Raw genomic sequence first — 15,884 nt, forward strand, 5'->3', positions numbered from 1 at the left:
AATATGAAAAAACATTTAATATATATATCATTATTTATTTTTTTATTTAGCACTACGATTAGCGCTCAAAAAATAGGAATTAAGACCACAACACCCAAAGCAGGAACAACACTTCATATAGATGCTCAAGGGAATACTCCCACAGCAGGCAATTCCAATTGTGAAGACGATGTAATCGTTGATAATGATGGGAAAATGGCTCTGGGAAAATGTGCTGTTTCTACGGATGCTAAACTGGAAGTAAACGGAACGTTCAGATTGTCGGATGGGGCAGCTACAGATAGAGTTTTAATGTCTGATGGTGAAGGAAATGCGACCTGGCAAAGTTTTGCTTTAGGAGATTTTAATACAACTTTTAGAGTGGCTATGGATTTAGCTTCAATGCCTTTAGGTACCTATACGATTTCTGGTACTGCTAGTTTTATAGAAAACCAATTGGAACTCACATCAGACGGGATATCAAAGCTCACTATTCCTGCCGGAAGATACCTTCTGTCATTGGCTAATAATATTGATGTTATCAATGAAAACGGGATTGTATTTATATACATTAATGGGCAGCCGGTTTTTGATAAGACCTATGATATTAACCAGTCAGGAGCAACTTTTTATGTTAATTTAACTCAGGCTTCAGAAATAGAAGTGAAATTTCAGATAGTAGATGTAGGTACAGGATTACCTTATATTGCTGCGCTACCATATACAAATCCTAATGGAGGGAATCTTCACATGTGGGCTCAAGTCAACGTGGTAAGAATTCAAAGAGGCCAATAAATAATACTCTCAAAGATTAATTTTTGAACGAATTCTACTCAAACTTACCTGAGTAATTCCCAAATAAGATGCAATGTAACCTAACTGAACGCGCTTAAGAAGATGCGGCTTATCTTTCATGAGGTCTTTGTACCGCTCTAACGAGGTTTTAAATTGTCTGGAAATAATCAGTTCCTCCGTTTTTATGAGTTCTTTTTCTGCGAATCTTCTTCCCCAGTTGGCAATATGAATATCCTGCTCAAATAATGCTCTCAAATTGGCAGTTTCCAGTTTATACAGCTCACAATCTTCCAGTGATTCAATATTTTCATATCCAGGTTGATCTTCCACATAACTTTTCATTGAGATGACGGTTTCTCCTTCGCTGCCAAACCAGAAAGTAATATCATTGTTTTCCGTAGAGGCATATGCGCGAACAATTCCCTTCTTTATAAAATAAATATAAGGAACAATTTTCTGAGCTTCCATTAAACAGGTTCCTTTTGGATAAGAAACTTCCGCAATATGTTTTTTTAAATGATCTCTGGAAGAATCGGGAAGAGGATAGATATTATTGATGATATCGTCAATACTCATAATAAGAACAGCTTGTAAATTCCAAAAATATCAGTTTTTTACAAAGAAATATTAATTTTTTTTAAATTATTTAGAGATAAACGTTTAATCGAAATTAGCTTATTTTAAAAATATAACCAACCGTTTTTAGCTTATTTATCAGTATGGTGAATTTTCAATGAATTTTTAACTAATTGTATGTTAGTTGTTTAAAGGTGAAAAAGGTCTGTTTTTTAAAATCTGCGAAAGTACGAAATTTTTTCAAATATTCAAAGAAAATACCTATTGTTTATTAATGATTAAATCGAATATTTTTGTTTCTTAATCCATATAATGAAAAGAGCTTCCATAAAAGATATCGCAAGAATTGCAGGTGTTTCCGTAGCAACAGTTTCTTATGTCCTTAATAAAAAAGAAGGAAGTAGAATAAGCCAGCAAACCAAAGAGAAAATCTTAGAAATTGCAGATTCTATCAATTATGTTCCTAACAAGATTGCCAAAAGCTTAAAAATGAGCCGAAGTAAACTCATAGGATTGATTCTAGCAGATATTTCGAATGGTTTTTACTCTACAATGGCCCGTTGTATTGAAGATGAGGCCATAAAGCTTGGGTACACCCTTATTATCGGAAGTTCGGATGAAAATCCTGAAAAATTCAAGCAACTGACCGAACTTTTTGCAGAGCATCAGGTTGACGGAATGATTGTAGCTCCGATTATCGATTCGGATGAGACCCTGAAAAAACTCATTAAAGATGAATATCCGGTGGTTACTATTGACCGTTATCTTAAAGATATTCAGTTGCCGGGTGTTTTGGTCAACAATTTTGAAGTCTCTGAGCAGATTTTTGATTTTTTGAAAGCTAAAAACTTTGAAGAAATCCTTTATGTAGGATACAATACTGAAGTTCCCCATCTTTTGGACAGACAATATGGCTTTGAAAAGCGTTTTCCGGAAAGCGGAATCAGCTACAAAAGAGTGTTGGTAGGAATGGAAAACAGAAAAGAGGAAATCCATAATGCTCTTGAACAACAATTGGATCTTTCAAAACGAACGGCCGTTTATTTTACAAGTAATAAGCTAGGAATTGCGGGGATGAGTTATTTTATTAAACACAACATTAAAGTTCCGGAAGATCTTTCGATGATTACCTTTGACGAAGCAGAAGCTTATGAACTTTTCCCGATAGAACTTACTTATGTGAAGCAGCCTTTAACAGATATGGCAAAAATGATCATAAAGCTGATTGATGATGAAATCACCAATTACAAAAAAGATGGCGAAAGGGTTATTTTTAAAGCCAAGCTGATCCATAAAGATTCTGTACAATAATTTCTTAGACTGTTTTCGACCGACTATTTTAACAGATTTTAAAGAGAAGTTTCCCATTAATCGGGATAGACCGATTTTGTTTTAGTAACTTTGCAGTTCGTAATATAATTTTTATGCATAAAGCAGGATTTGTAAATATAGTTGGAAAGCCCAATGCCGGAAAATCGACCTTACTTAACCAATTAATGGGAGAGAAGTTGGCGATTGTTACCCAAAAGGCTCAGACAACACGTCACAGAATTTTTGGAATTTATAATGAAGAAGACCTTCAGATCGTATTCTCAGATACGCCCGGAGTTCTTGATCCTAAATACGGTTTACAGGAAAAAATGATGGATTTTGTGAAAGACTCTTTACAGGATGCTGATGTTTTTCTTTTTATTGTAGATGTAACTGATAAAGCAGAACCTTCAGAGTTTTTAATTGATAAACTGAATAAAATTCCGGTTCCTGTTTTATTACTATTAAATAAAGTAGACCAGACCAATCAGGAAGGGTTGGAAAAACTGGTTTCAGACTGGCATGAGAGAATACCAAAAGCTGAAATTTTACCGATTTCTGCACTTAATGCCTTCAATACCGATATTATTCTTCCCAAACTAAAGTCGATGCTGCCGGAAAACCCTGCATATTATGACAAAGATATGTATACCGATAAACCGGAACGTTTCTTCGTAAATGAGGCTATCAGAGAGAAAATTCTTTTGAATTATGATAAAGAAATTCCTTACTCTGTAGAAGTGGTGACAGAAATGTTTAAAGAAAAAGAAGGGATTATCTTCATCGATTCTATTATTTACGTAGAAAGAGATACTCAGAAAGGAATTATTATCGGTCACAAAGGAGAAGCTATCAAAAAAGTAGGAACAGAAGCCAGATTAGATCTTGAAAAGTTCTTTGCTAAAAAAATTCACCTGAATCTTTTTGTAAAAGTGAAAAAAGACTGGCGAAAAAATGACAGAGACCTTAAAAATTTCGGGTACAGATAGACTAAAAGCTCAATATTCATCGTTATATTAAAAGATTTTTATTATCTTTAAGTTTAAAATGTTATTGAATGAGCTACTCAAACTCGAAAACTAATCCTATCTATGTAGATATAGTTTTATTGGTTGTAAGAATATTTATCGGATTTGCGATGTTATCTCATGGTTTCCCTAAACTTCAACAGCTGTTGGAAGGAGGAGAAATAAAGTTTTTTGATTTTTTAGGACTTGGGCCGCAGATTTCATTGATTTTAACGGTATTTGCAGAGTTTGTTTGTTCCATTCTTTTAATCTTAGGACTTTTCACAAGAGTCGCAACAGGGATTTTAATTTTTACCATGGCTATTGCAGCTTTTGTAGTACACGGAGCCGATTTATTTGATAAAAGAGAATTGAGTCTATTGTATCTTTCGGTTTATTTATTGATCATTGCTATGGGAGCTGGTAAACTTTCAATAGATTATATGATCGAAAAAAGAAAAAGGTCTTCAGACTGGTAAGTCTTTACTATAAAATACGAAAAAGCAGGAAAATTTTTCCTGCTTTTTTTATGTCATTAAATTCGTTAAATTCGTAAAAAATGAAATTATAATGAAGATAAAACTAACAATCTGTCTTCTTGCGTTTCTTAATTTCTACAATGCGCAGGAAAGTATTACGTATCAAAAACCTTCACCGGAAATTTTAACACTTGCTGATTATGACAGACCACCAAGTGTTTTGATGAACAGTAAAAAAGACTGGATTGTTTTTACCTACCGTCCGACTTATAAAACCCTTGAAGATCTGAGTCAGCAGGAAATGAAGCTTGGAGGATTGAGAATTAATCCTGGCACCAATATTTCCAGCAGTGTTACCTATATGAATAATCTGAAGGTAAGAAAGACCAGCGATAAAAATGAAACACAGGTTAAAAATCTGCCTTCAAATCCTAAAATAGCCTATACTTCATTTTCTCCGGATGAGAAGAAATTCGCTTTTACCAATACCACAGGAAAAGGAGTAGAGCTTTGGATCGTTGATCTGGAAACGGCTACAGCTAAAAAGATCACATCAGATAATCTGAATGCTAATTTAGGCTCTCCTTATGTTTGGTACAAAGATTCTCAGAATGTACTGATCAGAACATTGCCGCAGAATAGAGGAACTTTAATTGATTCCAGTAAAGATTTACCTACCGGTCCTATTGTTTCTACAGCAGACGGAAAAGTATCTCAAAACAGAACGTATCAGGATCTTTTGAAAAATCCTCAGGATGAAACGAATTTTGAAATCCTTACTTCTTCAGATATTTATAAAGTTGACCTCAACGGAAACCTGAATAAAGTAAAAGATAAAGATATGTATGCCGGGCTAAGTTTTTCTCCGGATGGAAGTTATTTAATGGCAACTACGATTAAAAAACCATTCTCTTATATCGTTCCTTTAAGCCGGTTCCCAATGACGACAACGGTTTATGATAGTAATGGAAATGTTGTGAAAGTAGTGAATGAAACTCCATTGAATGAAATAATGCCGAAAGGATTCTCTTCTGTAAGAACAGGAAAGAGAGATGTGAGCTGGAGAAGTGATATGCCTTCGACTTTAGTGTATACAGAAGCATTGGATGGAGGAGACCAGTCAAAACCTGTTGAATACAGAGATGAAATTTTCACTTGGGAAGCTCCATTTAATGCCGCTCCTAAATCTTTCTTCAAAACTAAACAAAGATATGATGATGTAAGCTGGACGAATGATCATTATGCCATTGTTCACGAATCCTGGTATGATACAAGAAATACAAAATCTTTCTTGGTAGACCTTAATACCAATGAATCTAAAGTGATTGATGACCGAAATTATCAGGATGTCTACAGCGATCCCGGAAATTTCAATACCACAAAAAATCAGTTTGGAAGAACCGTTCTTGATGTAAAAGGCGGAAAGGCTTATTTAATAGGAGCTGGTTTTACAAAAGACGGGCAGCATCCGTTCATCGATGAAATGGATATTAAAACCTTAAAGAAAAAAAGATTATATACTTCTAACCTAAAAAATCAAAAAGAAGAGATAATTGATATCTTAAATCCGTCTAAGGGCGAAATTCTTACCATACAGCAATCAGCAAGTGAATATCCGAACTATTTCAAGCGAAATATAAAGTCAAATAAAACAGAATCGGTGACCAATTTTGCTAATCCTTTTGAAAGTATAAAAGATGTCTATAAAGAAGTGATTACGTACAAAAGAAACGACGGAGTAACACTTACCGGAACGCTTTATCTGCCTGCAAACTATGACAGAAAAGCTAAGAAAGAAAAACTTCCTTTGCTGATTTGGGCGTATCCTACAGAATATAAAGATAAAAATACGGCAGGACAAAGTACACAAAACCCCAATGACTTTACATTCCCGTACTACGGTTCTTTCGTGTATTGGACAACAAAAGGATATGCTGTATTGGATGATGCCGCTTTCCCGATTATCGGAGAAGGAAAGACTGAGCCGAATGATACATTTATTCCCCAGTTGGTAGCAGATGGTAGAGCAGCCATTGATGCGGTTGACAAACTAGGGTATATCGACAGAAATAAAGTCGCAGTAGGAGGCCATTCTTATGGAGCATTTATGACCGCCAATCTCTTGACTCATTCTAAAGATTACGCCTGCGGAATTGCAAGAAGTGGAGCGTACAACAGAACATTAACTCCATTTGGTTTCCAGAGTGAGCAGCGAAATTATTGGGATATTCCGGAGATCTACAATGCCATGTCTCCATTCATGAACGCTGATAAAATGAAAACTCCATTGTTATTGGTGCACGGAGATGCCGACAATAATCCTGGAACGTTTACACTACAGACAGAAAGATATTTTCAGGCACTGAAAAATCTTGGAGCTCCTGTGAAAATGGTTCTTCTTCCAAAAGAAGCTCACGGGTACGCAGCCAAAGAAAATATCCTGCATTTGCTTTGGGAACAGGATCAGTTCTTAGAGAAATGTTTGAAGAAATAATAAAATGATAGTAAAACTCGTTCTTTTTGAGCGAGTTTTTATTTTTAAACTAAATTACAACCATGAAACAAATTAAAGTATTGATCTTTCTGGTACTTTTTCCAATATTACATTTCGGTCAACTATCTACTAAAGTGAATGAGTATTTTCAGCAAATATCCCAAAGCAAAAGGGCAGAAAGCTCACATATAGGTGTTTCAGGATCAGAAAGTGAAGTGTATAAACTTCATTTGGAATTAGATAAAATTGCTACTGATAAAGAAATAGAATATATCGCTTATAATGGAAATCCTGTTGCCAAATATTATGCTTCAAATATTCTCTTTAATAGAAAATCAAAATCACTTGAAAAGTTATTTAAATATTATTTAAAAACTAAAGATTCTGTGAGTGTTTTGAAAGGATGTGTCGGTGGTGTTTCCAGTTTAGATACTAAAATCTATTTGAATGTAATTTCTGAGAAACAGTTGATAGATAAAATGGAGTGGGAAAAGAAGTGGAAGGATAGTATGATTATTAATAAAAAAAACAATACTCCTGAATATTTAAGTGTAGTCGAGATGTTCAATGCAAAAACAATCTGGTCAAAAAAAGAGATTGATTTTTTAACGCAAAAGCTTGATCAGATTGTTTTGAATGATTTGAATTCTTCAGAAAAAATGGTTGAATTTATTTGTGGACACTATTTGTACACGCGAAAAAAAGTTCCTTATTATGAAAAGATTGCTTATTTTGAAAAAAAATACCATTCCGAGTATATCAAAAAATATTTAAAATTTTGTCGATATGGAATTATAGATCCAGAGGAATAGAAAGTGTATTATAAATAATTCAAAATATCATTAATCCTTTCCAATTCCATAAAATTAGAATGCTCCAGATTAAGATCATGCTGTTCATGAGACCACGTTACATGATACGGAATATGAGCGGCTGATCCTCCAATTTCTAAAACAGGCAAAATATCAGATTTAATGGAGTTTCCAAGCATTAAAAAGTTTTCAGGTTGACAATCCAGATGTTTTAAAAGTTTTAGATAGTCATTTTCTTTTTTATCGCTCATGATTTCAATATGATGAAAATATTCCTGCAATCCGGATTTTTTTAATTTACGTTCCTGATCAAGTAAATCGCCTTTTGTTGCGACAACTAATTTGTATTTTCCTTTTAGGTTTTCTAAGGTTTCAGTAACACCATCTAAAAGTTCAACAGGTTTTTGAAGAAGTTCATGACCGATCTCAATCGTTTTATTGATTAATGTTAAAGGTGCAGTATCATTTGAAATTTTACTCACTGTTTCAATCATACAGAGCATAAACCCTTTTACTCCATATCCATACAAATGAAGGTTTTTCATTTCCGTTTTGAATAATTCTTGAGAAACAGAATGTTGCGGAAGATAATCTTCCAATAAGACACAAAACTCCTTTTCAGCCGCCTGAAAATAAGGCTCGTTAATCCAAAGAGTATCATCTGCATCAAAAGCGATTGTGGTTATGTCATTATTCATATTTAGTTTACTTTAGTTTTTGTAATTTTCGGTCACAAAAATCAGTATAAAAAACAAAACAGAAAAGGACATTTGTCCCCGGTAAAATATGTTACGTACGAATCAACCATTTTTAGACTATTTAGAAAAACTTTATGAGAATCAGGATCATAAAGAGAATATTGTGTTGAAATCTTTTGAAAAAGGAGATAAAATATTGACACAAAATGAGATTTCCACCAAGATCATGCTTGTGAAAAGTGGAATTACGAAATGCTATTTCGTGGAAGAGAATGATAAAGAATATATTGTTGAATTCTTAGGAAAAGGAGAAATTGTCGGTGAAATAGAGGTTATTAAGAATGTTCCGTGTCTGTGTAGTATTGAAGCGATTACAGAAGTTACCGTGTATTCGATGACGATCCCGTATTTTCAGTCTCTGATTAAAAATGATCTGACATTGAATAACTTATTACTTGATGTTTTTGCAGACCGTATTTTCAATACATCGAGCAGGGCTTCTTATCAGCAGCTTCACACAACAGAGCACACCTTATCCCAGCTTCTGGAGGTAAAATCTAAAGAAATGAAAATTTCAAAAGAAGATATGGCTGCTTATCTGGGGATTACGGTAAGAAGTCTTAACAGAGCTTTTAAAGAGTTGAAAGATAAGGAGCGTGACGAATAATTAGCTGTCATAGAACGGAAATCTTCATGTATCTTTGCAAAAACAGGATCATATATAATGGAAGAATTGACGTTCAGAAATGCAGCTCTTGAAGATTTACCTAAAATTGTTGAGATTTATAACTCAACAATCGCCTCCAGAATGGTAACCGCAGATACGGAAGAAGTCTCCGTAGAAAACAGATTGAAATGGTTTCAAGAACATAATCCAGAGACCCGGCCTCTCTGGATGATTGAAGATCAGGAGCATAATGTGGTTGGCTGGGTAAGTTTTTCTTCATTTTATGGAAGACCCGCCTATGACGGAACCGTAGAAATGAGCATTTATATGGGCGAAAGTAGCAGAGGAAAAGGCTTTGGAAAGAAAGTCCTGCAATATTGTATAGATAATGCCGGAAAACTGGGCGTAAAAACTTTGCTAGGCTTTATTTTCCTGCATAACGAACCTAGCCTGAAATTATTCAGACATTTTGGATTCGAAGATTGGGGTGTCCTTCCTGATGTTGCTGTATTGGATGGAGTAGAACGGACTTTAGTGATTTTGGGGAAGAGACTTGAGTGATTTTCAGATATATATTGAGAGGATTTTCATTAAATCGGACGTTCAATTGCTGTTATCTAAAAATGAGTAAATAAAAAAAGATTTTTAGAAAGGTTGTATGTTCCATTTAAAAGCAATAGATTAGTGGTGAAATTTTTTTTTCATCATTTGTGTTTTTTGAGTCTCTCTTTTTGAGGGACTTTTTTTATGTTTAAAAAAGAACTTACAATGTTATACATTATATAAATTAGAAGTAAGTGACAAAACATAAAAAAAACTCGCTGAAAAGCGAGTTTTTTATTAATTAAACTTAGGTTCTTTATCCTTTTCAATATAGATATATCGGCTTTTGATTCCTTTTTGCAGCATGGCTTTCTTTTTATTAAGCTCTTCTACAGATTCTACCGTTTCTTTTCCAAAAGTAGATCCACCGTTTTTTACCCCATTAGAAAACATTCTTACAGGATCAGAATAGGTGTCTTCAACATATTTATTGAATTTTTCATTGGATATAGGCAATGCTGCTTTTCCATAATGTGTTTCAACAAAGTCTTTTGTAGTATAGGTTTTTGGGAGTTTTATGTTTTTAACTAGTTTATAAATGAAATCTTTTTTATCGTCTTCAATAATAAAAATCAATCCAGGAAGTCCTCTGAATTTATAAGGCCCTTCTTTAATATCTATCTCTTTAGAGAACCAGGCCGTCCATTGTCTGCCTCCAAAATCTGTAGTTGCTTTTTGTAAGGTATAACCATTGTATGTTTGAGTATCGGATAAGAGTTTCCATTTCATCTCATCATTTGTTTTTACAACAAAATATTCAAAAAAATCCCTGTACCAGTTGTTTTTAAAAGAATTGGGCTGTCTTTCGATCACCTGATCTGTTTTGGTACTGAAATGAGAATTGCCCATTTGAGAACTCTTATTGATGGAATCATAATCAGCAAAATTTTTATCGTAAAATTTAACGGATTTCGGACTGATATCAAGATTCATTAAAGCTTTTCTGTATTCCTGATTAGCATCTGCTCTGAATTGGAGTTCGTAAATAAACCTATTGGTTTGTGATTGATAGAAAGATAATGTGCAAATGCCTAATAGGAAAAAGATTTTTTTCATCGAAATTATAATTTTTTTGATTTTTAATGAAAACAAAAATACGAATATCCTCTCTTTGCTTCATGAGATAATGAAACAGGATTACAAAAAAAAAAACGATCCTTAAAAGGACCGTTTACTATTTTATGAATTCAATTTTATCTTTCTGGCAGACATATTGAGAAATCGTTTGACAAGGAAAAATGCTGAAATAGTTAGCCCTAAACCTAACGCGATCCACATCCCAAAAGCACCCATTTTTAAAGTGACACAAAGGAAATATCCCAGTGGAATGGTAATGATCCAATATGCAATAAAAGTATAGATTGACGGGATTTTTACATCCTGAAGGCCTCTCAATGTACCTAAAGCAGTCACCTGAATTCCGTCTGATAATTGAAATAATGCGGCTATAATCATCAATTTGGAAGCCAAGGTGATTACTTCAATTTCTTCTTTTTTCGTAAAGAAAGTAGGAAGAATATTTCTGCCTAAAATAAAGACAATCCCGCAAATGCACATGAAAATAAAAGCGATTTTCAGGTTATTGATCCCGACTTTTCTTAGCTCTATATAATTCTGTTCACCAAGCTTACGTCCGATCATTACAGTAGAGGCAACACTGAAACCTACGCATAGGTTAAAGGTAAATGAAGCCATACTCAAAGCAATCTGGTGAGAGGCAATATCATGAGCAGAAATCAATCCGCAGATAAATGCTGCTCCGGCAAAAGCAGTAACTTCAAAAAACATCTGTAATGCAGTAGGAAGTCCTAATCTCAGCATTTTATCAAACATTTTTTTAGAAAAAACTTCAACTTTTAAAGAAAAGGCTTTAATGTACTGTCTCGTTTTAGGTTCTTTTAATAATACAATATAAAGAAAAACAACCATGAAGATACGAGCGATTAAACTTGCCAATGCGGATCCTTTTACTCCCATTTCAGGAAATATCCAAAGCCCTTTAATAAAGACATAGTTAAGAACGATATTAATCACGTTGGCAATAATCGTAGCCTTCGTTACCCCGATTGTATAAGATAAGCCTTCAGAAACCTCTCTTAAGGTCTGAAATGCCATGAACGGAACAATACTGACTGCCATAATGGTTAAAAAGTCTACCGTGTTAGGAATGATTGTAGCAGGCTGCCCCGAATGATAGAGTAGTGGCATCCCCAAAAACAAAACTCCCATTAAAATAATACCTACAGACATATTAATAATAAATCCGTGGCTGAAAACAGAATTGATCGTCTTATGATCATGTTGTGAATGGGCTTCGGAAACCAATGGAGGAATCGCAAACGAGAATCCCAATGCTAAAACAAACATGGAGAAAAATACTGCATTTCCTAAAGATACAGAAGCCAGTGCATCTGCTCCCAATAGTTTTCCGACAATGATGTTGTCAAATAAATTTACTGAGACTTGTCCTACCTGGGTGAGCATTACCGGTAAGGCGAGTGTCAGAGTTTCTTTTGTGTATTTTTTATGTAAAAAGTTCATATTTATAGTTCATATAGTTTGAGTTCAAAAAAAAATTGCAGTAACAAATGATACTGCAATTTTTATAATTTATATTAAGTAATAATTTACATTATTTCCTTACAAAACTTGCAACGTCTTCGGCAGAAACTGTGTTTCCTCCTAAAATAATTAATCTTTCCACCACATTTCTCAACTCTCTGATATTTCCTGTCCAGGAAAGGGCTTCTAAAGCCTTGATTGCTTTATCATCGAATTTTTTTGTAGCCGTACCGTGTTCATCGGCAATCACTCCAGAGAAATGTTCTACCAATAATTTGATATCATCTTTTCTTTCATCCAATGGCGGTACATAGATTTCAATCACAGAAAGTCTGTGATAAAGGTCTTCTCTGAATCTTCCTGCTTCTATTTCCGTCTGCATATTTTTATTGGTTGCTGCCAATACTCTTACATCAACTTTTATTTCCTTATCACTTCCTACAGGAGAAACTTTGCTTTCCTGTAACGCTCTTAGCACTTTTGCTTGAGCAATAAGGCTCATATCTCCAATTTCGTCTAAGAAAATAGTTCCTCCGTTTGCTTGTTCAAATTTCCCCTGCTTATCTTTAATAGCTCCTGTAAACGATCCTTTTACATGACCGAAAAGTTCAGATTCTATAAGTTCAGAAGGAATAGCCGCACAGTTTACTTCAATCATTGGTCCTCTTGCTCTTTCACTTTGGTTATGAATAGCATGGGCTACAAGCTCCTTTCCAGCTCCATTTGGTCCTGTAATTAAAACTCTGGCATCAGAAACGGCAACTTTATCAATCATATCCTGGATCTTCTGTAATCCTGCAGATTCACCAATCATTTGATATTTTTTGTTGACTTTTTTCTTCAGCGTTTTATTTTCAGTTTGAAGATTTTTGTTCTCCTTTTTAAGTGTTTCTTTAGTTAAAGCATTTTTGACACTTGTAATCAATCTGTTAATGTCAATTGGTTTCGAGATGAAATCGTAAGCACCATCCTTTAAACAGGAAACCGCAGAATCAATATCTGCGTGCCCGGAAATCATAATAAAAGTAGTTTCAGGCTTCAATGCTAAACTCTGTTTCAAAAGTTCAGTTCCTGAAAGTTTCGGCATTTTGATGTCAGAAATCACCAATGCAAAATCTTCTTTCTCTACCTGTTTATAGCCTTCAAGGCCATCTTCGGCGATTACAAATTCATAATCAGTAAGTTCATCTGAGAGAATACTGTGAAGAACTCCCGATATTGCTTTTTCGTCTTCTACGATAAGGATTTTTTGCATAGTTGCAAATTTAGAAATTTTTGATTGAATTATTAGCAAAAAGCATACCTAAATGATCTATTTCGTATAATCTCTTCTGCCAAAAATTGCAGAACCTACCCTTACTGAATTGGCGCCACATTCTATTGCGACAGGGAAATCATCACTCATTCCCATAGATAAAGTTTCTAAAGGCTTTTGCTTACTCAGTTCATCAAAAAGGTTTTTAAGAACAGAAAACTCCTTTCTGATCTGCAGCTCATTGTCTGTAAATGTTGCCATTCCCATCAATCCTGTAATTTCAATATTTGAATAGGCTCCGTTAATATAGTTTTGAAACAAAGCTTTAGCTTCCTCAATTTCCAATCCGAATTTGCTTTCTTCTTCTGCAATTTTCACCTGAAGCAAAACTTTAATTTTTCGCTCGTACTTTGCTGCTTCTTTGTTGATTTCTAAAATTAATTTTTCAGAATCCACACTTTGAATCGTATCTACAAACTCTGCAATATACTTCACTTTATTGGTCTGCAAATGCCCGATAAGGTGCCATTGGATATCTTTGGGAAGAAGAGGATATTTTTCCATAACCTCCTGTACTTTGTTTTCACCAAAGACTCTTTGCCCTAAATCATAAACCTCCTGAATCGCTGAAACCGGATGCGTTTTAGAGACAGCAACCAATTCTACATTTTCTGGAAGCTGATTTTTTATTGTATTGTAATTTTCCTGAATGCTCATACTTGCAAATTTCTGAATTTTAAAAGCAAAAAACGAATGAATTTATAAAATTTAAAACAAGGAACTGTGTTTTACAACTTAAAGAAAAAGTAGTTATCCCGTCATTCTGACGAAGGAAGAATCTGATCTGGTAAAAATTGAGAGCAGATTCTTTACTTCATTTCATTTCGTTCAGAATGACAGGAAAACTGAATATTTGAATTAATTCAACACTTCATTGATCTTAGGATATTCTGAAATTTTCTTAAATACAAAACGGTTACTTTTCTGAAGCTGTTCAATAAACAAATCAAGCTCATTGATAGAATCAGAATCTGTTAAATATTGATCATGAGTAAGAAATACAAGATGTCTTGAAGTTTTTTCCAGATCATTGAAAAAAATGCTGTCTACTTTTTTCAGCATCGCCTGATGATTTCCTTTTAATGCCATTTTCTGACCTGGTTTCCATTCCAGATCCCAACCGATGACTTTATATCCGGCTTCTTTAAGCTTATTAGCTGCTTCAGTAGAACTTTTAAGGTCAGTTACATTCGTATTATTAAGCCTCCAGATATTTCTACCCGGAGTTCTTGCAATTTTATCATACAATTTCAGGCTGTCTTTTGCTGTATCAAAATCATGCACAACAGCTTGAGGGTTTTTATAAAAATCAGTGTATTTATTACTGGCATGGGTGAAACTGTGATTTGCCAGTTCTACCAACGGATCTTTTTGCAGAAGTTCAAAATCGTTTTTCTGTGTTTTGCTTCCATAGACATGTTTTCCGACTATAAAAGCGGTTGCACAGACATTTCTTTTGTTTAAAATTTTCAGGAGATTTTTTGTCCCTTGGTTCGGGCCATCATCAAACGTAAGGTAAATAACTCTTTTATCTGATGCTACATTTTCATCATCAATTTTAGGAATGACTTTTGCGACGGGGAGTTTTTGGGGAATCGGTATATCTGATTCTTTTTTGTCGTTTTTTCGGTTACACCCGTTGAATAAGATTGATGTTGCACTCATCACTGCAAACATCCCAAGAAAAGTCTTGTTTCTAGACTTTTCCGCAAAAGTTTTTTTCATAAAATGGTTCGGAATTTAAATTGTTAAAAATTGTTAATTTTTGTAAATTATTCTTAACAAATTACATGCCGATTTTTTTCCTTTTTTCACTTTTTAAGGAATTTTTAATAATCTTATGAATAAGACAATATTATGAAAGTAATTCTTTTAAATATAGAGAATTAGTCACAGCGGCATTTCCCCATGTATTATTGAAAAAGATAAAGGTTTTCTTATTGATTTTTCTGATCTTTTCAGCCAAATTATTAAGGAACTCTGTGCTGTATTCGGATTTATAAAGAACAGGCTTTCCGTGAAGTCTGTAATATAAAACCTCGGAATGGTTTGTAATAACTTCTTCCGGGAGATTCCCGGGGAAGCTTACTCCTGAAAAAACAATCTCATGTTCTTTGAGAATTTTAAAAACCTGAGGATCCCACCAAGATTCATGACGGAATTCAATGACATTTAAATAGCCGAAATCAATGTTTTTAAGAATTGTTTCAATATTTTCTTCCGTGTTCCTGAAAGAAGGGGGGAACTGATAGAGAAACCCTGAAAGTTTTTCTTTTAAATGGTCATGAATATGATTACAAAATTCTGTAATCTCTTCATTGCAATCTTTCAGACGCTTTTCGTGGGAAATTGTTTTCGGAATTTTAACAAAAAATCTGAAATCTTCAGGAGTTTCATCACTCCATTTCAGAAGCGTTTTAGCCGTTGGATTCCTGTAAAACGTTGAATTGATTTCTACACAGTTGAAAGTTTGGGAATATAATGAAAGAAAGTCTTTACTTTTGGTAGCTTCAGGATATAATGATCCTTTCCAATCATTATTGTAAAACCCTGAACAGCCGATATAAAGACTTTCTTTTTTCATGT

The 15,884-nt window shown here is 34.1% G+C and carries 16 protein-coding genes; 8 read left to right on the plus strand and 8 right to left on the minus strand.

The window, feature by feature from the left end; translation table 11 throughout:
• Window positions 1-3: 3 nt before the first annotated feature.
• A complete protein-coding gene (locus tag JI747_RS03435; protein ID WP_225686296.1) occupies window positions 4-774 on the plus strand; it encodes a hypothetical protein in 771 nt (256 codons plus the stop codon).
• 9 nt (window positions 775-783) lie between these two features.
• Here the strand turns inward: JI747_RS03435 and JI747_RS03440 are convergent, their stop codons facing one another.
• Window positions 784-1,350, minus strand: coding sequence for a Crp/Fnr family transcriptional regulator (locus JI747_RS03440; RefSeq protein WP_225686297.1), 567 nt, complete (start codon window positions 1,348-1,350; stop codon window positions 784-786).
• Window positions 1,351-1,662: 312 nt separating this feature from the next.
• On the opposite strand from JI747_RS03440, the gene JI747_RS03445 reads away from it, so the two are divergent.
• The 5 genes from JI747_RS03445 to JI747_RS03465 all read left to right on the plus strand — a co-directional run bounded on the left by JI747_RS03445 (window position 1,663) and on the right by JI747_RS03465 (window position 7,453).
• Window positions 1,663-2,661, plus strand: a complete 999-nt coding sequence (locus JI747_RS03445) for a LacI family DNA-binding transcriptional regulator (protein ID WP_225686298.1) — start codon at window positions 1,663-1,665, stop codon at window positions 2,659-2,661.
• Window positions 2,662-2,774: 113 nt separating this feature from the next.
• Window positions 2,775-3,650, plus strand: coding sequence for a GTPase Era (era, locus tag JI747_RS03450; RefSeq protein ID WP_225686299.1), 876 nt, complete (start codon window positions 2,775-2,777; stop codon window positions 3,648-3,650).
• A gap of 68 nt (window positions 3,651-3,718) precedes the next feature.
• On the plus strand, window positions 3,719-4,147 hold the full coding sequence (locus JI747_RS03455) for a DoxX family protein (protein ID WP_225686300.1): 429 nt from the start codon (window positions 3,719-3,721) through the stop codon (window positions 4,145-4,147).
• A gap of 91 nt (window positions 4,148-4,238) precedes the next feature.
• Entirely contained in the window at window positions 4,239-6,641 is a 2,403-nt protein-coding gene (locus tag JI747_RS03460) for an alpha/beta hydrolase family protein (protein ID WP_225686301.1), read from the plus strand.
• 62 nt (window positions 6,642-6,703) lie between these two features.
• Entirely contained in the window at window positions 6,704-7,453 is a 750-nt protein-coding gene (locus JI747_RS03465) for a hypothetical protein (protein ID WP_225686302.1), read from the plus strand.
• Between the two features lie 8 nt (window positions 7,454-7,461).
• Here JI747_RS03465 and JI747_RS03470 read toward each other — a convergent pair whose 3' ends face one another.
• Window positions 7,462-8,151 carry an HAD family hydrolase gene (locus JI747_RS03470; RefSeq protein WP_225686303.1) on the minus strand — a complete coding sequence of 230 codons (690 nt, stop codon included), beginning with the start codon at window positions 8,149-8,151 and terminating at the stop codon, window positions 7,462-7,464.
• Between the two features lie 88 nt (window positions 8,152-8,239).
• Between JI747_RS03470 and JI747_RS03475 the strand changes: the two genes are divergently transcribed.
• Complete coding sequence (locus JI747_RS03475; protein ID WP_225686305.1) at window positions 8,240-8,818, plus strand: Crp/Fnr family transcriptional regulator; 579 nt, start codon at window positions 8,240-8,242, stop codon at window positions 8,816-8,818.
• A 57-nt stretch (window positions 8,819-8,875) separates the two neighbouring features.
• Window positions 8,876-9,379 carry a GNAT family N-acetyltransferase gene (locus JI747_RS03480; RefSeq protein ID WP_225686307.1) on the plus strand — a complete coding sequence of 168 codons (504 nt, stop codon included), beginning with the start codon at window positions 8,876-8,878 and terminating at the stop codon, window positions 9,377-9,379.
• Between the two features lie 279 nt (window positions 9,380-9,658).
• Here JI747_RS03480 and JI747_RS03485 read toward each other — a convergent pair whose 3' ends face one another.
• The 6 genes from JI747_RS03485 to JI747_RS03510 all read right to left on the minus strand — a co-directional run bounded on the left by JI747_RS03485 (window position 9,659) and on the right by JI747_RS03510 (window position 15,882).
• Complete coding sequence (locus tag JI747_RS03485; RefSeq protein WP_225686308.1) at window positions 9,659-10,477, minus strand: GLPGLI family protein; 819 nt, start codon at window positions 10,475-10,477, stop codon at window positions 9,659-9,661.
• A gap of 123 nt (window positions 10,478-10,600) precedes the next feature.
• A complete protein-coding gene (locus JI747_RS03490; protein WP_225686309.1) occupies window positions 10,601-11,962 on the minus strand; it encodes an MATE family efflux transporter in 1,362 nt (453 codons plus the stop codon).
• A gap of 91 nt (window positions 11,963-12,053) precedes the next feature.
• A complete protein-coding gene (locus JI747_RS03495) occupies window positions 12,054-13,238 on the minus strand; it encodes a sigma-54-dependent transcriptional regulator (protein WP_225686310.1) in 1,185 nt (394 codons plus the stop codon).
• A gap of 57 nt (window positions 13,239-13,295) precedes the next feature.
• Window positions 13,296-13,955 carry a YggS family pyridoxal phosphate-dependent enzyme gene (locus JI747_RS03500; protein WP_225686311.1) on the minus strand — a complete coding sequence of 220 codons (660 nt, stop codon included), beginning with the start codon at window positions 13,953-13,955 and terminating at the stop codon, window positions 13,296-13,298.
• A gap of 201 nt (window positions 13,956-14,156) precedes the next feature.
• Window positions 14,157-15,023, minus strand: coding sequence for a polysaccharide deacetylase family protein (locus tag JI747_RS03505; RefSeq protein WP_225686312.1), 867 nt, complete (start codon window positions 15,021-15,023; stop codon window positions 14,157-14,159).
• A 130-nt stretch (window positions 15,024-15,153) separates the two neighbouring features.
• The gene (locus JI747_RS03510; RefSeq protein WP_225686314.1) at window positions 15,154-15,882 is read right to left on the minus strand and encodes a DUF72 domain-containing protein; all 729 of its coding nucleotides are present in this window, start codon (window positions 15,880-15,882) and stop codon (window positions 15,154-15,156) included.
• Window positions 15,883-15,884: the final 2 nt, after the last annotated feature.

This window comes from Chryseobacterium tagetis (assembly GCF_016735585.2).
Classification (GTDB): domain Bacteria; phylum Bacteroidota; class Bacteroidia; order Flavobacteriales; family Weeksellaceae; genus Chryseobacterium; species Chryseobacterium tagetis.

Excerpts from the sequence above, each read along its gene's own strand:
- JI747_RS03495 (WP_225686310.1), bottom strand. The coding sequence starts at position 13,238 with ATGCAAAAAATCCTTATCGTAGAAGACGAAAAAGCAATATCGGGAGTT.
- JI747_RS03455 (WP_225686300.1), top strand. The coding sequence starts at position 3,719 with ATGAGCTACTCAAACTCGAAAACTAATCCTATCTATGTAGATATAGTT.
- JI747_RS03510 (WP_225686314.1), bottom strand. The coding sequence starts at position 15,882 with ATGAAAAAAGAAAGTCTTTATATCGGCTGTTCAGGGTTTTACAATAAT.
- JI747_RS03460 (WP_225686301.1), top strand. The coding sequence starts at position 4,239 with ATGAAGATAAAACTAACAATCTGTCTTCTTGCGTTTCTTAATTTCTAC.
- JI747_RS03435 (WP_225686296.1), top strand. The coding sequence starts at position 4 with ATGAAAAAACATTTAATATATATATCATTATTTATTTTTTTATTTAGC.
- JI747_RS03485 (WP_225686308.1), bottom strand. The coding sequence starts at position 10,477 with ATGAAAAAAATCTTTTTCCTATTAGGCATTTGCACATTATCTTTCTAT.
- JI747_RS03480 (WP_225686307.1), top strand. The coding sequence starts at position 8,876 with ATGGAAGAATTGACGTTCAGAAATGCAGCTCTTGAAGATTTACCTAAA.
- JI747_RS03465 (WP_225686302.1), top strand. The coding sequence starts at position 6,704 with ATGAAACAAATTAAAGTATTGATCTTTCTGGTACTTTTTCCAATATTA.
- JI747_RS03470 (WP_225686303.1), bottom strand. The coding sequence starts at position 8,151 with ATGAATAATGACATAACCACAATCGCTTTTGATGCAGATGATACTCTT.
- JI747_RS03500 (WP_225686311.1), bottom strand. The coding sequence starts at position 13,955 with ATGAGCATTCAGGAAAATTACAATACAATAAAAAATCAGCTTCCAGAA.
- JI747_RS03505 (WP_225686312.1), bottom strand. The coding sequence starts at position 15,023 with ATGAAAAAAACTTTTGCGGAAAAGTCTAGAAACAAGACTTTTCTTGGG.
- JI747_RS03445 (WP_225686298.1), top strand. The coding sequence starts at position 1,663 with ATGAAAAGAGCTTCCATAAAAGATATCGCAAGAATTGCAGGTGTTTCC.
- JI747_RS03475 (WP_225686305.1), top strand. The coding sequence starts at position 8,240 with ATGTTACGTACGAATCAACCATTTTTAGACTATTTAGAAAAACTTTAT.
- era (WP_225686299.1), top strand. The coding sequence starts at position 2,775 with ATGCATAAAGCAGGATTTGTAAATATAGTTGGAAAGCCCAATGCCGGA.
- JI747_RS03490 (WP_225686309.1), bottom strand. The coding sequence starts at position 11,962 with ATGAACTTTTTACATAAAAAATACACAAAAGAAACTCTGACACTCGCC.
- JI747_RS03440 (WP_225686297.1), bottom strand. The coding sequence starts at position 1,350 with ATGAGTATTGACGATATCATCAATAATATCTATCCTCTTCCCGATTCT.